14 protein-coding genes are annotated in these 17,433 nt (G+C 50.1%); 5 read left to right on the top strand and 9 right to left on the bottom strand.

Annotation, left to right across the window (positions count from 1 at the left end):
- Positions 1-14 precede the first annotated feature (14 nt).
- The gene (gene uvrB / locus F4Y64_09845; protein ID MXX97900.1) at positions 15-2,081 is read right to left on the bottom strand and encodes an excinuclease ABC subunit UvrB; all 2,067 of its coding nucleotides are present in this window, start codon (positions 2,079-2,081) and stop codon (positions 15-17) included.
- 104 nt (positions 2,082-2,185) lie between these two features.
- On the opposite strand from uvrB, the gene F4Y64_09840 reads away from it, so the two are divergent.
- Complete coding sequence (locus tag F4Y64_09840) at positions 2,186-3,757, top strand: DUF2911 domain-containing protein (GenBank protein MXX97899.1); 1,572 nt, start codon at positions 2,186-2,188, stop codon at positions 3,755-3,757.
- 234 nt (positions 3,758-3,991) lie between these two features.
- Here F4Y64_09840 and F4Y64_09835 read toward each other — a convergent pair whose 3' ends face one another.
- Both F4Y64_09835 and F4Y64_09830 read right to left on the bottom strand, forming a co-directional pair.
- Positions 3,992-4,903 carry a branched-chain amino acid transaminase gene (locus F4Y64_09835; protein MXX97898.1) on the bottom strand — a complete coding sequence of 304 codons (912 nt, stop codon included), beginning with the start codon at positions 4,901-4,903 and terminating at the stop codon, positions 3,992-3,994.
- 62 nt (positions 4,904-4,965) lie between these two features.
- Entirely contained in the window at positions 4,966-5,679 is a 714-nt protein-coding gene (locus F4Y64_09830) for a glycosyltransferase family 2 protein (GenBank protein ID MXX97897.1), read from the bottom strand.
- 93 nt (positions 5,680-5,772) lie between these two features.
- Between F4Y64_09830 and F4Y64_09825 the strand changes: the two genes are divergently transcribed.
- Positions 5,773-6,900, top strand: coding sequence for a hypothetical protein (locus F4Y64_09825; GenBank protein ID MXX97896.1), 1,128 nt, complete (start codon positions 5,773-5,775; stop codon positions 6,898-6,900).
- 232 nt (positions 6,901-7,132) lie between these two features.
- A complete protein-coding gene (locus F4Y64_09820; protein MXX97895.1) occupies positions 7,133-7,426 on the top strand; it encodes a hypothetical protein in 294 nt (97 codons plus the stop codon).
- A 46-nt stretch (positions 7,427-7,472) separates the two neighbouring features.
- On the opposite strand, the gene F4Y64_09815 is transcribed toward F4Y64_09820, so the two are convergent.
- Genes F4Y64_09815 through F4Y64_09790 form a run of 6 tightly spaced genes read right to left on the bottom strand, consistent with a single transcriptional unit; the run spans position 7,473 to position 15,308 of the window.
- Positions 7,473-8,969 carry a magnesium chelatase gene (locus tag F4Y64_09815; GenBank protein ID MXX97894.1) on the bottom strand — a complete coding sequence of 499 codons (1,497 nt, stop codon included), beginning with the start codon at positions 8,967-8,969 and terminating at the stop codon, positions 7,473-7,475.
- The gene (locus F4Y64_09810) at positions 8,966-10,006 is read right to left on the bottom strand and encodes a hypothetical protein (GenBank protein ID MXX97893.1); all 1,041 of its coding nucleotides are present in this window, start codon (positions 10,004-10,006) and stop codon (positions 8,966-8,968) included. The genes F4Y64_09815 and F4Y64_09810 overlap by 4 nt, the downstream gene beginning before the upstream one ends.
- A complete protein-coding gene (locus F4Y64_09805) occupies positions 10,003-11,157 on the bottom strand; it encodes a trypsin-like serine protease (protein ID MXX97892.1) in 1,155 nt (384 codons plus the stop codon). Before F4Y64_09805 ends, F4Y64_09810 begins: the two co-directional genes overlap by 4 nt.
- A 28-nt stretch (positions 11,158-11,185) precedes the next feature.
- On the bottom strand, positions 11,186-12,541 hold the full coding sequence (locus F4Y64_09800) for an FAD-dependent oxidoreductase (protein MXX97891.1): 1,356 nt from the start codon (positions 12,539-12,541) through the stop codon (positions 11,186-11,188).
- On the bottom strand, positions 12,541-14,121 hold the full coding sequence (locus F4Y64_09795; protein ID MXX97890.1) for an NAD(P)/FAD-dependent oxidoreductase: 1,581 nt from the start codon (positions 14,119-14,121) through the stop codon (positions 12,541-12,543). Before F4Y64_09795 ends, F4Y64_09800 begins: the two co-directional genes overlap by 1 nt.
- Complete coding sequence (locus F4Y64_09790) at positions 14,118-15,308, bottom strand: aminomethyl transferase family protein (protein ID MXX97889.1); 1,191 nt, start codon at positions 15,306-15,308, stop codon at positions 14,118-14,120. The genes F4Y64_09795 and F4Y64_09790 overlap by 4 nt, the downstream gene beginning before the upstream one ends.
- Positions 15,309-15,698: 390 nt before the next feature.
- On the opposite strand from F4Y64_09790, the gene galK reads away from it, so the two are divergent.
- A complete protein-coding gene (gene galK / locus F4Y64_09785; protein ID MXX97888.1) occupies positions 15,699-16,892 on the top strand; it encodes a galactokinase in 1,194 nt (397 codons plus the stop codon).
- Positions 16,893-16,955: 63 nt separating this feature from the next.
- Positions 16,956-17,433: dihydrodipicolinate synthase family protein (locus F4Y64_09780; protein ID MXX97887.1), on the top strand; the 478-nt coding region annotated here is incomplete at its 3' end.

Below are 17,433 nucleotides of genomic sequence, written 5' to 3'. Positions count from 1 at the left end.
TCATTCTGCTTCGGCTATGTTCCATCTTTGAGAAGAGCCTCAGTGCGGGCGATCGTATCTCGGAGTGCTGCGGCCTTCTCAAACTCCATTTTCTCGGCAGCTTCAAGCATTTCCACATTCATTTGCTTAATCAGATCTCGCTTCTCCGCTTCGGTGAGCATTTTAATCAAGGGATCATTCAGCTCCCGTGGTATTTCAGGGGCTTTTTCGGGGTGGATGAGTGGTGTTTGTCCTCCAGGCTCGCGCTCCTCAGCGACCACGGTTCCACGCAGCACATCACGGCGGTCTTTGTGCACCGTCTGGGGGACGATTCCATGTTTTTCATTATAGGCCAGCTGTTTTGTTCGGCGGCGGTTGGTCTCATCAAGCATTCGTTGCATACTTCCGGTGACTTTATCTGCATACAGTATGATCTTGCTATTGATGTTGCGTGCGGCACGTCCAGCTGTCTGTATGAGCGCACGGTCACTTCGGAGGAAGCCTTCTTTATCAGCATCTATGATCGCTACGAGAGATACTTCCGGGAGATCAAGTCCTTCTCGAAGCAGGTTCACCCCCACCAGTACATCGTATGCGCCAAGTCGAAGATCCCGCAATAACTCAACCCTTGTGAGCGCATCAATGTCTGAGTGGAGATAGCGGCATTGGATCCCAAATGATTCCAGATAGTCCGTCAAATCTTCTGCCATGCGTTTTGTCAGTGTCGTAACCAAGGTTCGTTCACCGCGTCGGTTCACACTACGAATCTCTTCCAGAAGGTCATCAATTTGATGTTCACTGGGTCGGATCAAGACAGGCGGATCAGGGATGCCGGTAGGACGAATAACTTGCTCAACAAATTCTCCCTCTGATTTGATGAGTTCGTAGTCTCCCGGGGTTGCACTCATGAAGATCGTTTGGTGTTGCCGCTCTTCATACTCTTCAAACGTCATTGGTCGATTGTCCAGCGCAGAGGGCAGACGAAAGCCATGCTCAACCAGTGTGAGTTTGCGGGCTCGATCGCCGTTGTACATTGCCCGTACTTGCGGAATTGTTGTATGGCTCTCGTCAACCACAAGAAGGAAATCATCCGGGAAGTAATCCATGAGGCAATATGGACGCTGCCCCTCGGGCAATCCGGTCATATGACGGCTATAATTCTCAATCCCTGAGCAATAGCCCAGTTCACGGATCATCTCAAGATCAAAAAGTGTACGTTGCTCCAAGCGCTGGGCTTCCAACATTTGATTTCTTTGCCGGAGCACTGCCAGGCGCCATTGCAGCTCGTCTTCAATGGCAGCAACTGCACGATCAATCTGTTCCTTCGGTGTCACGAAAATCCGGGCGGGATAGATGGTCAGTGCCGCGTGTTCCTGTTCGAGAGTCTCTCCTGTGAGTGGATGGATCATGGTGATCTGTTCAATCTCATCTCCCCAGAAGAGAACACGGTATGCGATATCTTCCGCATAAGTGGGGTAAATATCTACAGTATCTCCGCGTACCCTGAATGTCCCAGGTTGGAGCTCCATGTCATTGCGTTTATAGAAAATTCCAATCAACTGCAGCAATAGGTCCCCACGTTCTATTTTCTGGCCGGGTACGAGTTGGACAATTTGGGATTGATACTCTTTGGGGGAGCCTAAGCCGTAAATACAGGAAACACTTGCCACTACAATCACATCTGACCGTCCGGATACCAAAGCACTGGTTGCCCTCAACCGAAGTCGATCAATTCGATCATTAATGGACAGATCTTTTTCTATATAGGTATCGGAGTGAACGATATAGGCTTCGGGTTGATAGTAATCATAGTAGGATATAAAGAATTCAACAGCATTATTCGGGAAAAATTGCCGAAACTCGGCGTAGAGCTGAGCGGCCAGCGTTTTGTTATGGCTCATAACCAGGGTTGGCCTTCCGATATTCTGGATCACGTTGCTGATTGTGAATGTTTTCCCGGATCCCGTCACTCCAAGAAGCGTCTGATGCTCTTTTCCTTGAACCAACCCTTCTGTAAGGGCCTTGATCGCACCTGGTTGATCTCCAAACGGCACGAACGAAGCAGATAGCTCAAATGTGCGCTGGGAAAGCGGAACCGACATGGGTATAGTCAACAGAAAAAGAGTTTAACGGTTGTATGAATAAAGTACTATACTGGCGTATATTCTGACGTCTCTCAACTCACTATTGCATTCGATCAATCGTCATGACACACCGACTTCTGATTATTCTTGGCCTGACATTCATTGTATTTCAGGCCGAGGGGCAAACCCTTCAATGGGAAGACTATGCCCCCGTTTCTACGCTTGTGGTTGAAGAAAATCTACTAACGAAAGCAAAATATCGTTTTGTTGATGCACACGGGCATCAATGGCGGATTGGCACAGCATCCAAGGAAGAAATAGGTGAATTGGTTGCGGCAATGGATGACTTGAACTTGGTGACGATGGTCAATTTAAGTGGGGGCAGCGGTCAGGATCTATTGCAAAAGGTTAAAAACACGGATTTACATGCACCCGGCAGATTTGTGCATTTTGCCAACATTGATTTTTCGAGAATTGATGAGGCTGGATTCGGAGAGGCTGCTGCAGCACAACTGGAGATGGATGTAAAGAATGGTGCTGCAGGGCTAAAAATATTCAAAAATCTGGGGATGTCGGTCTTTGATTCGAGCGGAGTCCGGCTAAAAACGGATGATCCACGACTGGATCCAATCTGGGCAAAGTGTGGGGAATTAGGTATTCCGGTTCTGATTCATACTGCGGACCCATCACAATTCTGGCTCCCCCACGACCGATTCAACGAGCGCTGGTTTGAGTTGAAGGAGCGCCCGGGACGAAAGCGGGAGCCGGACCCATCTTGGGATGTGTTGATCCAAGAGCAGTGGAATGTGTTCAGAAAACATCCCGAGACGATCTTCCTCAACGCACATCTTGGTTGGTTGGGAAATGATTTGCAGCGACTGGGAGAGCATTTGGACGAGTTTCCCAATGTCTATACGGAATTGGGAGCTGTGGTCGCAGAGCTCGGCCGTCAGCCGCATACTGCACGGCAGTGGATGATCGATTACCAGGATCGTGTACTAATGGGCAAGGATTCCTGGAACGCCGCCGAATATCATACCTATATCCGTCTCTTTGAAACCGCTGATGAATTCTTCCCCTATTATCGGAAACGTCATGCTTGGTGGACGATGTACGGGTTGGATTTACCCGATGAGGTTTTGCGTAAGGTGTACTACAAGAATGCACTTCGGATTATTCCAGCAATTGATGAAAGTCTGTATGAGGATGACTGGAACACGGATCATATCCCTGCCGAGGAGCCTCGTCTGAGTCCACTCCAATTAGCCCGTACGCAGCTGGGGGATGCTTATGTGAAAGTGCACTACAGTTCGCCACGCAAACGGGGTCGCAAGATATTTGGGGATCTGGTTCCATTCGGAGAGCTTTGGCGTACCGCCGCCAATGAGGCCACAGAAATCACGTTTACTGGAGATGTTCAAGTTGGTGGTCAGGAATTACCAGCGGGAACGTATTCACTGTTCAGTATCCCGGATGAGACGCAGTGGACGTTGATTATGAACCGCGGTCTGGGTCAGAATGGCACAGGTCAGTACGATGAAGAAGAGGATGTGCTGCGAGTTGTAGTTCCAGCCACTCAGTTGGATTCGATCCGGGAGGCATTCACGATTCGTTTCGAAGGAAGTGAGGATGGAATAGATATGGTGATCGAATGGGATCAGACCAGGGTGGTATTGGCCCTAAAAGCGTCTTAGCACAAGTTGATACTGTAGCGGATACACGCGTAGGTGCACGAAGTACTCAGCGGTAATCTGTTTAGCAGCAGGGGGTACATTTGAGTATACAGGCGTTCAGGTATTATTCCCTGGTAGAGTTGATACCGCCTCCCTGTTTCATATCTTCCTGAGCGGGATGTGATGGGGCTTGTTTTCGGAGTGTTTGGATTCCCCCAAATCACATCCTGAAATTGAGGTAAGAACCGACTGAGGTTAGCTGGAGACGGGAGTGAGCCAGCCGAATGGATCGTTTCCTTGCTCAACGATATCGAAAAATGCTTCCTGTATTTTGTGAGTGATCTCTCCACGTTTTCCGTTACCGATCACATATTTGTCTACCGAGCGGATGGGAGTGACTTCAGCAGCGGTGCCTGTAAAGAATAGCTCATCTGCAACGTAGAGCGCCTCGCGTGGCATACTTCCCTCATGTACCGGAATCCCTGCAGCTTTCGCCAACTGGATCACCGTTGAACGCGTGATTCCAGGCAGGATAGAGAAGGCTGTCGGTGCCGTAAAAATTTCACCATCGCGAACAAGGAATAAATTCTCCCCACTGCCCTCTGCAAGATAGCCACTGGTAGTTAACATAATTCCTTCTTCGTACCCATTGAGCATTGCATCCATCTTGACTAGGCTGGCATTGATGTAGTTTCCTCCTGCTTTTGCAAGAGCCGGCACGGTGTTCGGAGCAAATCGGTTCCACGAAGCCACCTGCACATCAATCCCTTCTTCCAGTGCATCCGCTCCAAGGTATGGGCCCCACTCAAAGACTGCAATGGCGGTTTCGACGGGATTATCCAATGGACTCACTCCCATCGGGCCCAGCCCTCGAAACATAATAGGCCGAATATAACTGGACTGTAGGTTACTCCGGGAGACGGTTTGAATTGCTGCCTGCTGGAGAGCTTCCAGATCATAAGGAGGCTCCATACGATAGATCTTGGCCGAATCCAGTAAACGACGCATGTGTTCGCGAAGACGAAACACAGCCGTACCTTTTTTGGTCTGGTAAGCACGAATGCCTTCAAATACACTTGAGCCGTAGTGAATCACGTGAGCAAGCACATGAACTTTTGCCTCTTCGTAGGGGACAAACTTCCCGTTAAACCAGATATCGTAATTCATGCTGAATTGAATTTGAAAGCGCACTTACGTATAAGAAGACATGCGGTTGCAATCTGAGACAGTTACGCGGCTAGTCTTCTACGCAGATGACGTGATATGATTGCAAATCGGAAGATAATTCCAAGGATTTTTACCGATGCCTTTGCGGCTCCTGCCAGGGATCCGGTGATTTTGGATACACCTACTCGTCTCCGATAGGAGACCGGTATTTCTGTGATACGTAAACCCGCTATATGTGCTTTGATTTGCATCTCAATGGTCCAGCCGAAGGTCGCGTCGCGCATATGTAACTTCATGAGGGACTGATATCGAATGGCCCGGAAGGGCCCCAGATCACTATAGTGAGCCCCCCAGAGTAACCGCATCAGCAGACAAGCCAGTCGATTTCCCCAGCGTGCCTGTGGTAAAAGGGCACCGTGCTCACTCACTCCCCTGATGCGGCTGCCGACCACGAGATCGTGGGTTCCTGCTAGAATTGGGGCGATCAGGGCAGACATCTCATCGGGGTGATCCGAATAGTCGCCATCAAGAAATACGATTACGTCTGGATTCCGGCTTGACGCATAGGCAAGCCCGCGAAGACAAGCATAGCCATATCCGCGGCGGGATTCGTACAGTACCGTTGCTCCTGCCCTGGATGCATTTTTTTCTGTTGCGTCTGTAGAAGCGTTATTCACAACGACGACCTCGGTAACGAGTCCACGAGGGATATCTTGAATCACTTGGGCGATTGCTTCGGCTTCATTAAATGCAGGAATGATAACCAGGACACGCATCAAGAACAGTAGCTGACAAAATGATTAAACCAGGAATAATTTTAAGATGTTTGAGTACACCCTAGCCGATACGCGCTCCCCTCAGTCATAGAAATGGTAGATCTAAAGAGCATTAGAGACTCGTTCACGATGAATGCTTCATGGATTCAGGGGATCGCGTTTGCGATGTTCAATCGGCGAATCAGTCATAATTCATCTCTTTGCTTATTTGGATGCTTGATTGCCTTAGGCAGTGCAAGTGCCCAATCCGGTAATATCCTGTCAGAGAACTTTCGAAAAGTACAAACAATTACGTTGTCCGACCCGCAAGAGGTACTTACAGAGGACTTGTTGATCAGTCAAATCTGGAGCTTAGATATAGATTCCAAGGGGCGATTATTAGTTGTTGATCTATCAGGAGGACAAGCTTTTCTATTTGACTCAGACGGCAGTCTCCTAGCCGTCCTGGACCCGTCCTCATGTCATCCGGGCTTTGAATTCCGACCTGTAAATGCAATTTTCCTGGATGATCAATCCATTTTTCTTGGAAATGCTGGTCCGTGGGGGTACCGTTTCACGGCAGAAGGAGGATGTTTGGGTAATGTTCATTCGGATTTTTCTCTCGTCTCCCGACCGGGATTTTGGGATACAGATTCCCGAGGCAATCTTGTCGGTCTTTACCGTACGCCAACTGCGTCAATCATAAGGTTCATGACTCCCAACGGGGAAACGGTTCGTGAGATTGAATTGCCTGCCAGTAAGTTCCCCAATGCAAATGCTAGGATGGCAATGGGTGGAATTGTGGCCGACGAGACGCATACGTTTTATGCTGGAGCCCTAGAACCTCACGTTCTAAAGGTTGCTGGAGACGGTACTATAGATTCAAAGATTTCACACCGAACATCCTGGTTTCAGGATGTATCCAAGGATATTCCAAGCCATGGTTCGGGTAATCCTGCGGCACAAATGAAAGCCAGTAGTCGCCTACGTGCCAGTAGCACACTTACGAGTCGGATATTCGAACTAAATGATCAAAGCATTATGGTGCAATACTCCGGCCCTAAGGGCCTTGGCTACCAAATATTTACGAAAGATGGTTTCCTTGTTACAGAGGAATTGGGTACTAATTATCTCTTTAAGCAAGCCAAATCTGGATTATTGTATCGAGTGGTACAACCAGATATGGACTATACTGATCTGGGCAACCCATCTATCGAAGTATATGAGTACATCTCACCGTAGGGTTCCTGAAATTTCCTATCCGCAGGGTAAGATCAGACGAGAAAAAGGCGAGATCGTTGTGTGAGGTCAGGGATAAGGCTATTCTTACGCCAGTTTAAACTACGTCGGGAGATTTGATGAGGGACGTGGTCCAGAACCCAAGCGAGTCTGAAAAACTTAGAAGAACTTGATGCGTTCTTAGCTGCCTGACTGTACTATTTTTTAGAGTCGAAACACACGGAGATTAAAGGGGATGGCAGTATCATCTGAATCACGAAAAGCAGCCGAAAATCCGCGAAAGACCTCACCTGCACGACGCCGGTTTCGCGTATTCTTGCTGATCGTGGGAGCGGTCCTGTTATTCTTTGTAATGCAAACTGTTCTGAATCCTTTTGGGGAAAACGAATATGCTGAGATTCCTCACGGTAACCATTCCCATTATGTCCCCAAGGATCGGGATCCTAATGTTCCAATTTCCAACTTCCCAACACGTCCCCCCGGCGACAATGAAAGGATTACTCCAGATGGCCGTATCGTTCCAAAGTGAATGATAGTTGCGTCGAAAACCTGAGCCATTTTGGTAGATACGAAAGTCATTCAAAATCTTCTTCCTCTTCGCTTGGATCCAATGATCCCAGCATACTTCCCATCATGTCGGAATAGGTCTGCTCTTCTTTGCCGAGCATAGATGCCTGATGCAGCCCCTCAAGGACAAATTCCCTAAGAATCCAGCGTTCTTTTGCGGAGATGCGCTGTTTTTTAGCAGGCCCGAATTGGCCGGTAATGACTTCATCTAACCCCGAGACCGCACGCAGACACTTCTTAAATGACGCGTCGGACAATTCAGGATCAAGTGTTAAGGTATTTCCCTGGGCAAACCATTCCAAGATCTTGCCATAGGTCTCCCTTCCCTTGAGACTGGGATCAGGGAAATAGTCTGCAAACACTCTTCGGATAGCTCGCCCAATGAGAAGCCGCGCGACTTTTTGTGGCCCCTCCTGCTCCCCTTCGTACACAAGTTCCAGTTTGCCTGTAATCGCCGACTCTACGTAGTAGAGGTCACTAACTCTGACACAGATCTGTGATTGTCCGTAAAGAGCTGCCCGGCGTTCGGCATTTGCAATCACTGCCTCAAGTGCCGAGCGTGTCATCCGTGCGGACACCCCTGATTTTTGATCCACGTATTCACTAGCGCGGGCTTCGAACGCCGCAACTTCAATCACCTGTCGGATAAATTCTGGAATGGTCACTCGAACACCACCACGATTCTGCCAAGCCTCCTGATCGGTGATGGCCAATGCAGTATTGAGATCTTTTGGGTAATGGGTCAGTACCTGACAATCAATGCGGTCTTTGAGCGGGGTAATGATGTTTCCCCTATTGGTATAGTCCTCAGGGTTGGCACTGAACAACATCATCAGATCCAATGGGAAGCGCACATTGAATCCGCGAATCTGAATGTCCTGCTCTTCCATAATATTGAGCAGGCCGACCTGAATCCGTGCCTGCAGGTCAGGGAGTTCATTGATGGCGAAAATCCCACGATTTGTACGTGGAATGATTCCGAAATGGATCACTTCCTCATCCGCATAGGTGAGTCGCCGATGCGCAGCCTTAATCGGGTCGATGTCTCCAATCAGGTCGGCAATAGATGTATCCGGGGTTGCCAATTTTTCTGCGTAGCGCTCACTTCGGTGAAGCCATGCAATCGGCGTTTCTTCACCCTCGCTGGCGATCCGGTCACATGCAAACTTTGATAAGGGAGAGAAGGGGTTATCGTTGAGCTCACTACCAGCCACCACAGGGATATATTCGTCAAGCAGAAGAGGGATCAGTCGGAGGATTCGACTTTTTGCCTGGCCCCGCAACCCGAGAAGAAGAATATCATGGCGACTCAAGATCGCGTTTTGAAGTTGAGGGATCACGCTACGGTCATATCCGAGAATGCTCGGAAATACTTCACTCCCATCATGAAGGCGCTTCAGCAGATTTCGGCGAAGTTCATCCTTGACGGATTCCACTTTGTAAGAAGATGCTCTCAGATCTCCCAGTGTCTTGATGTCTTCACGCTTAACGCTCACGGTATTCATGTTTGTATTGGAGGAGTCCATAGATACACACGGATGGAAGGTTCCGGTGCCACGAGTGCAACTGCCAGTTGATAGGTCCCATCTGGGTTCAACTTCGCAGCCAGGTCAATCGGGTAAAAGTTTTTGATGTAACTGGGGTCGGCTTCTATGAGTATGTGTTGGAGCATTCCTAAGCGGTCATAGACATCCACACGAAGCCAGCCGGCACGCTGGTTCAGTACGAACCAGAATTCCCCCGCTGTCGCGGCTGAACTGGTGATAAGGGGAGCACCTCGACCCTGTCCCTGATCGAATGCATAGGTTCGTCGCAGCATCGGTGAATCGAAGCCCCTCCATCGCAGTGTATCGGGGCCGTCCGATAAATCCTCTGTCCAGATCAAAATCCATGGGTAGAATCCACTCAGACTGACAAGTTGATCGTCAAAGTTACGCAGAAATCCTGCATGTTCCCAGGAAGATCCATACAAAACGGATTCTTGAATCGGATTTCCGGCTCGGTCCAATGTCCAAAGGAAGTGGGTTGTGTCACGTGTAACGGCCTTGAGGTACAACTTATCTTCGTTTGCCAAGACATACTGCAATGACTTTGGGGGCACTTTTTCAGCAACGATGGAGTCCACACTTGTCCTGTTCACTACAAAATGGAATCGGTGTGCCTCTGGATCGAAGACAATGAGAGAGTCAGATTTCCATCCGGCAAGGTAAGGGAAAGTAGTGTTGGGTAACGAAAAAGAGGTCTCAGCAACTCCGTTCAGATCAAACACAAAGATGCGCCCGCTTTCCGTATCACTCGCATAAATTCGATTACCTTTACCAAACAGTATGGTCCGAGGATATTCTAGATCCGCTCCACGAATCACATCTGGAGATGCAAGGGTATCAGGCGGGATCCCGGCTGCAATGGTTCGAGACAGAGAATCTGCGGGAGATATCGTCTGCGATTCAATCCGGTTACAGGAGGAAGGAAGACATCCTGTGAGCAGGATGCAGGAGACAAGAATCAGACAGCTGGAATTGATATGAGATGCGTTGATCAACCTTCCCGCCGTCCAATTTGTAAGCTTAACTGCACTTTGCGGTTATCACGTAATACATGATACGTGATCACATCTCCCGGTCTGAAATCAAATATTCGGGCGACATAGTCATCATGGTTTGAGATCGACTCGTCCTGAAGTCCCACTATGAGATCATAGGGCAGCAGGCCGGCTTCTTCGGCAGGAGAACCCGAGTCTACATCAGCAATCAATATTCCCCGTGTATCTTCCAGGTCCAGAGCTTCAGCAATCTGTGCGGTCACAGCTACAAAACTAATTCCTGTATAGTAGGAGCGGTCAACCCGGCCAGTTTCACGCAACTCGTTGATAATTCTCTGAGCTCTGGCAGCGGGGACCGCGAACCCCAGGCCGACGGATCCTCCGCTTTCACTGTAGATTGCAGCATTGACGCCAATCACTTCACCGAGAGCATTGATGAGTGGGCCACCGGAGTTCCCGCGGTTAATTGCAGCATCTGTTTGGATCATGTCATGGTAGATGCGTCCATCCTTGCTTCCAAGGTCTCTTTTTGCTGCACTGACTACTCCAACCGTCACACTGGGGGCCGCTGCCTCAAAGAGTCCAAAAGGGTTTCCCAAGGCGATTGCCCATTCCCCCACGATCGGCTCGGGGGACTCGGAAAAACGTAAATAGTCCAAAGGACGATCTGGAGAAATCTTCAGGAGGGCAAGATCAGTTGCCTTATCGGCTCCAATTAACTCCGCATCCAGTGTTTGTCCATCAGTTAGCGATACAGTCACTTTGGTTGCATTCCCAGCTACATGGTGGTTGGTCACGATATAACCATCCGGAGATATTACGAAGCCACTCCCGAGGTTCTGGACACGGCGTTCAATGATTCGCGATTGCCGTTCGGAAAAAAACTGTCCGAAGAATGGGTCCTGAAAAAGATCCGCGAATGGATCCCGGTAACGGACTTGTTGCAATTCAATAACGTTGATGCTGACAATGGCAGGTGTCGCCGTTTCTACTGCACGTGTGATGGCGGTCTGCCGGCTAAGCGTGATGGAGTCATTGATCGTGGCTGTAGACTCCGGCGAAACCAGTTGTGCCTGAGAGCGCACGTTTTGCTGGCATCCAAGCAGTATGATGGCCAGAGAAAGATGTACGAATACGAGAAAACGTTCCATAGAACTAAAGATACATGACTAAAATTCTTTACGAGAGTTTAGACATGTGGTTTCTTTTATTGATGATTTTACGTGCTGCTCCCAACCCGGCAGCACCAATCTGCCCAAGCTCTCGATTGGCAAAATGACCGGACCAGTATACGCCAGGGAAAAGGCAATCAGGAGCAGGAAACAATAACTGATCCAGGTCACGTTCAAAATGGAGAACATGCCCGTCAGGAACTCCAAATTCATCTGCTATATCCGCCGGTACCCAGAGTTGCTTTGCAAGGATCGGTCGGTCGAAGCCCGGGAGTTGATTCAGGATTCGCTCGATCAATAATTCTCGCGCTGGTTCGGCCCATGAGTCACTTGTCTGGAAAGGGGTTTGCAGCGCATAAATGATCACAGTGTTGTCCTCTTGCTGCGTGACAATTTCGAGTGTCTGCTGTGTGGGGATTGTATTGTATTTGACACAATCGAAGGCTTGCTCCTGTGCAACCAAGCCAGGAGTCACACGCGTTCGGGCTGACGAGAGCCAGTCCGGGAGCCCATCCATCGCAAGTGCAAGCACTGCACAGGTGCCACGAGATCGGACCGGGGGCCACTGGTTGACCAAAGCAGGGTTCAGTAAATGGTTACGAAGCATTGCCGGGGAGCATGTCACCAGAATGAATCTGGCGTAGATGGGGGCGTCGTCCTGCAGCAATACATGAGCCCCGTTGGAGTCAGAGCGAATTTGTTTGACCTGAGTACCTGTTCGGAGCACGGCTCCGCTCGAACGTGCAATAGCTTCCAGTTCTGCCGCTAGCGAAGCATGCCCATTCGAAATATTTTCCGTCGCATGAAGCAACAGTTGGAGTGCTCCAAATGGCGACCGGGGCCCTGCAAAGGTGCGCACAGACAGGGGAACAGCCAGAGCACAGCGCTGCGTCTCGTGAAGATCGAACTCATTGAAGAGATCTACGCAACTGAGCGGGATCCATCTGGCCAAATCTTTGATCCGCGTTTGGAGCAAGGTGGTCAGCCAGGCACTTTTATTCCGCAGTGAAGTGTGTCTCAGAGGAACGCCGAGTAGTGTTTTTAATGCATTGCCAGCATCCGCAAGAGCAGGGAGGCTCTCGACCTCAAAGGGCTCACGATCCCAGAGTCCCGCGGTTGTACTGGAAGTCGGCTCGGACAGTATCACTCTTAGTGCTTTGTTCAGCATGTTCACCGTTCCACCCGGGTAGGGGCGGAATCCTGGAATCCGATATCTGCCCCCAAACGTGTGATATGCGGAGAGTCCACCGGCGACATCCCTCTTTTCAAGGACGAGGGTATCCATCCCTGCTTTGGATAGAGCGGCTGCAGCCGCCAAGCCATTGATTCCGGCTCCGACGATAATTACGTCAGGCTTTTGCATCAGCGCCGTTCCCGTAAAAGCTCCTTTGCCGCCAGTTCGCCACTGGCTCCCATTACACCACCACCAGGATGTGTACCTGACCCACACATCCACAGATTCCGTATCGGGGTTCGGTATCCAGCTAACCCCCAGGCAGGGCGTTGGAATAGAAGCTGGTTCAGGCTGAGTTCTCCATGAAAGATGTTACCTTCGGTTAATCCAAAGTCACGTTCCAGGTCAAGGGGAGTCAGGATTTGCATGTGTTCTACACGGTCGCGCAGCCCCGGAGCAAATTCCTCGAGCGTATCCAGCACCACCTGTCCGAATGCCTCGCGTTGTGAGTTCCAGGCTTCCGGTCCCCCCGCCAACGCATAGGGGGCGTACTGGACAAAACACGACATCACATGCTTGCCTGGTGGAGCGACGGAGGGGTCCGTAAGTGATGGAATCACCGCGTTAATGAAGGGACGGGATGAAAACGCGCTATACTTGGCTTCGTCAAACGCACGCTCCAGATAATCAACGCTCGGTGCAATCGCAATGTCACCTCTTAGATGATCCCCCACACCTGGCCGGCAGGTAAAGTCCGGGAGGCCATTCAAAGCCAGATTCACTTTACCACTACTTCCCCGATACTTGAAACGGGCAAGTGCATCTGCCGCATCCTCCGGCAGATGTGCAGGATCCATCAATCCTGTCAGTGTCCGCCTCGGGTCAAGGTTCGACACAATTCTGCGGGCACTGATTTCTTCGCCATCGGCCAGAATAATGCCAGTTGCACGATTATTTCGGACACGCACACTGGTCACTTCAGCATTCGTGCGAATAACTGCACCGTGAGCCTGGGCTGCTTTGGCGCAGGCCAGGCTCACACTCCCGGTTCCTCCTCGGGCAAAGCCCCATGATCGGAAGGCGCCATCAATTTCCCCCATATAGTGATGTAGAAGGACATAGGCAGTGCCTGGGGAGCGTACTCCCTGGAAGGTGCCGATGATTCCGCTCGCAGAGAGGGGAGCCTTTAGGATCTCTGATTCAAACCATTCATCAAGAAAATCTGCAGCGCTCAGTGTAAGTAACCGCACGAGTTGTTGCAACTCATGCTGCTCAAGACCTCGAACCGATTGCAGCAGTCCTGTAAGTGTGTGAAGGTCCTGAGGTCTAAATCCCGTAGGAGCCGGGCGATTGATAATCTGGGCGGCGATGCGGCCGAATCGAGTTAGAGTGCGTTTGAATTCATGGTAGTTTTCGGCATCGCGCCGGCTGTAGCGACTGATCTCTGAATATGTTCGGACTGCATCACCCCAGCGTGCAAGTCCGTGATGATCGTGCAAAGGTTGGAATGCACAATCCATGGGAATCACCTGATAGCCGTATTTCGCCAGCTCCAGTTCACGAATAATACGCGGGCGGAACAGACTGATCACATAGGAGGCTACAGAGAACGTGAACCCGGGAAAGACTTCTTCAGATACGGCCGCACCCCCTAAGACATCGCGGCGTTCAAGGACCAATACTTTACGCCCCGCACGTGCTAGGTAGGCCGCACAGACCAGTCCGTTATGACCTCCCCCTATGATCACGGCATCCCAGGAGGCACTCATCCCACGGGTGCTCGCTTGTGGGGGGGATCATAAAATCGTGGTTCTACGAGATGCGCGTCCACACAGTGGCGTGCATGCTCTACGGCAAGTTCAATTCGCACAGAATCGGATGCGTAGGATGTCTCAATGGTAGCCAGTGCAATATACTTCTTAAGTATCGGAGACCATGTTCCACTGGTTGCATAGCCAACCTGATGCTGGCGTGCATGGTCCCGATAAAGTGGAACCGACGTGGACCATGCCTCAACGGGGAGAGCAGGGGGCAGCCCTCTTGATTCATATAGATCTCGCGTCTGAATCCAGTCAATGTCCAGTCCGACCATCGTATACCGGGAGTTCTGGAGGTTTCGAAGTTCAGCCTGTCCAACAAAAGGGTCACGATCCAAGTGTACCATCCAACCGAGCCCCAAATCATAGGGCGTGGATTTCTGTGCACGAACCAGTACTTGCGATGCATTCTGAAAATCAACTCCATGTTGTAACAGCCCCGCTTCAATCCGGCATACATCCAGGGCTTTGAGGCCTGCGGCGCGTAAAGCAAACTCAGATCCTGATTCCATGAGTGTGTCCCAAACGTTCAATGCCTGATTGTTTGGAAACCACAATTCGTAGCCTAAATCTCCTGTGAAGCCACTTCGTGATATCCAGGTTGGTGTACCGTTGATATTCGTATGGATGGCTCCAAAGTATTTGAGGCTGCAGAGGTCCTTTACACCTGCATGGGAGAGTATTTTGGCAGAATGGGGCCCCTGTAAAGATAAGCCGGCAAGTAACTCCGTCTCGTCTCTAATAGACACATTGAGGTGGGTGGCGTGTTTTTGAATCCAACCGAAAGTGGGATCATGGCACATGAAGAAGTAGGTGTCTGTGTCCTGTCTCATGACGACGCCATCCCCAAGAATAAACCCATCCGGATCACACCACACTACGTAGGCAACACGGTTTTCCTTGAGTTTAGAAAGATCGCGCACGACAATCCGATTCAAGAGTGTCAAACTATCCGGGCCCGTAATTGTAATCTTGAAAAGTGGAGAGATGTCAATCAAACCTGCTGCGGTGCGGATGCTGTGATACTCATTTTCGTGGTGCAGTTGATAGGATTGGGGAGCATAATATCCGCTCCAGCGTGTCCAATCCATGCTCTCACAAAGGTCTAATTGGCGTGAATAAAATGCAGTCGGAAGCATACTACTAAAGTTTATGGTCAATCAAAATTCGCAGATGTTTGTCGGTTGGTTAATTCTGCAGGCGAAGTTGGTGCTTGCAGGTGAAACCAGTACTTGACGAAAATGCAATGAGAGATCCGTTTATTTCGGAAAACTCACCGAAAACTAGTAAAAAGCTTCTTGGTTCGTAACCTGAGCGTAAATTTCGTGTTTGAGGGGTCCTGGAGGCAAAATTCGTTGAATGCGTGGCAGAAATATATTCTTCGTGGTTGTATCTCAGGATGAGTACTTTGAGAGAACTAAATTCGTACAGGATCATCCCGTGTTACACATTTCTTGGGGCTGACATTGCGGTCAAATTTGTTCGCCGGTGATATTGATGAAGCTTAAAAGAATCCCTGGCCGTCCAGATTGAATGAATCGGATCTCCAGACAACGGCAGTGATTGCATTCGATATGTTCAATTCCAAAGAGCGTGTAAGAGAGGCATTTAGGAGATGGCGTGGAGGTGCAGATCCATTGTTTGTAGCGTGTGCGCCCGGTCGGGTCAATCTTGTCGGGGAGCATACGGACTATAATGGTGGATTAGCACTGCCGATGACGCTGGATCGGGCAGTTTATGTTGCTGTGGGTCATAGCTCAACTGGATTCCACGAACTTCGATCACTGAATTATCAGGAGAGTCTATCCTATTGTCCGGGGGAATGGCCTGAGGTGCCGCACGCGCACTGGGCAACGTACGTTGCAGGGATGATTAAAGAACTTCCCCCACCGGAACCTGTCAAGCTGCTGATTTTGGGGGACATCCCCTTGGGGGCAGGCCTTAGCTCTTCGGCCGCACTGGAAATGGCAACCGGACTCGCATTGGAAAAGCTCCGCGATACCCCCATGGATCCGCTTGATCTCGCTCGGATCGGTCAGGTCGTAGAACACAAGTACGCGAAAGTGCAGTGCGGGATCATGGATCAGATTGTATCCCGCGTTGGCCGTACCGATCATGCACTTTTTTTGGATTGTGGGAAACTGGAGTGGGAGCATATTCCAATTCAGAATCGGGATGCACAATTCATTGTGATTGACAGTCGGGTAAAGAGAAAGCTTGCCCACTCAAAGTACAATGAGCGGCGTGCGGAATGTCACAAGGCCCTGCAGCAAATTAAAGCAGCCGACCTGGAGATCACCTCACTGCGCCAGATACAACTTCATCATATCAATCGTCTGGAAGAATCTGTATTGCGGCGGCGCCTCCGGCATGTTTTTCATGAGAATGAGCGGGTGAGGAACGCATGCGATGCTTTAGTCCGCTCAGATTGGAGCTTGCTGGGAAGTATACTTTCTGCATCACATCAAAGCCTGAAAAGCGACTATGAGGTGAGTTGCGAAGAACTTGATTTTTTGGTCGCGCACGCGGAATCGCTTGCTGGAGTCTTCGGGGCGAGGATGATGGGAGGTGGCTTTGGCGGCTGTTCAATCAATCTGGCTCGGTCCCAGGACGCACAATCGGTTGCTAAAGCTGTTTCAACGGCCTATGAGGAAAAATACCAGCTTAAGGCCAGAGTTCATGTACTCGGTACGGGAATTGAGGCACATGTAGAATGGCTCTGATCGGAGCCACAATAAAACGGTAGAGCAGGGCGGCATTCAAGACCTTACGAACTAGCTATTCTGATGTCTCAAGTCACAGGAATTTCAGTGTTGACGGCCAGCCTTACTCCATTCGATCAAGACTTGAGGATAGACCATGATCGTCTAGGTGCCCATGTGCAATGGCTTTTGGAACGCGGTGCCATGGGCGTTGTCCTGATGGGGACGACAGGGGAGGCGAATAGTCTGAGTACGTCGGAGAGAAAACGAGCCCTTGATACGGTCCTGGATGCTGGCGTTGATCCTGATCATCTGATCGTTGGCACAGGTTGTTGCGCTCTGACAGATACAGCAGATTTAACAAAGCATGCACTGGACGCCGGTGTGCAACGCATGCTGGTCCTCCCCCCGTTCTACTACAAAAATGTGAGCGAGGACGGTCTGTTTGCTTCGTATGATCACCTGCTTCAATCGATGGGGAGCACTTGGATTAGAGTGTATTTATATCACTTCCCTGGTATAGTAGGACGGCCGTCAGATAAGGCTACGGGGCGCTATGTAT

It is taken from the genome of Rhodothermaceae bacterium (assembly GCA_009838195.1).
Taxonomy (GTDB): Bacteria; Bacteroidota; Rhodothermia; order Rhodothermales; family Bin80; genus Bin80.
This window is presented reverse-complemented; position numbering and strand designations above follow the sequence as displayed.

What these genes read in the sequence shown, in the direction of transcription:
- uvrB (MXX97900.1), bottom strand. Translation starts at nt 2,081, where the DNA reads ATGTCGGTTCCGCTTTCCCAGCGCACATTTGAGCTATCTGCTTCGTTC.
- F4Y64_09840 (MXX97899.1), top strand. Translation starts at nt 2,186, where the DNA reads ATGACACACCGACTTCTGATTATTCTTGGCCTGACATTCATTGTATTT.
- F4Y64_09835 (MXX97898.1), bottom strand. Translation starts at nt 4,903, where the DNA reads ATGAATTACGATATCTGGTTTAACGGGAAGTTTGTCCCCTACGAAGAG.
- F4Y64_09830 (MXX97897.1), bottom strand. Translation starts at nt 5,679, where the DNA reads ATGCGTGTCCTGGTTATCATTCCTGCATTTAATGAAGCCGAAGCAATC.
- F4Y64_09825 (MXX97896.1), top strand. Translation starts at nt 5,773, where the DNA reads ATGGTAGATCTAAAGAGCATTAGAGACTCGTTCACGATGAATGCTTCA.
- F4Y64_09820 (MXX97895.1), top strand. Translation starts at nt 7,133, where the DNA reads ATGGCAGTATCATCTGAATCACGAAAAGCAGCCGAAAATCCGCGAAAG.
- F4Y64_09815 (MXX97894.1), bottom strand. Translation starts at nt 8,969, where the DNA reads ATGAATACCGTGAGCGTTAAGCGTGAAGACATCAAGACACTGGGAGAT.
- F4Y64_09805 (MXX97892.1), bottom strand. Translation starts at nt 11,157, where the DNA reads ATGGAACGTTTTCTCGTATTCGTACATCTTTCTCTGGCCATCATACTG.
- F4Y64_09800 (MXX97891.1), bottom strand. Translation starts at nt 12,541, where the DNA reads ATGCAAAAGCCTGACGTAATTATCGTCGGAGCCGGAATCAATGGCTTG.
- F4Y64_09795 (MXX97890.1), bottom strand. Translation starts at nt 14,121, where the DNA reads ATGAGTGCCTCCTGGGATGCCGTGATCATAGGGGGAGGTCATAACGGA.
- F4Y64_09790 (MXX97889.1), bottom strand. Translation starts at nt 15,308, where the DNA reads ATGCTTCCGACTGCATTTTATTCACGCCAATTAGACCTTTGTGAGAGC.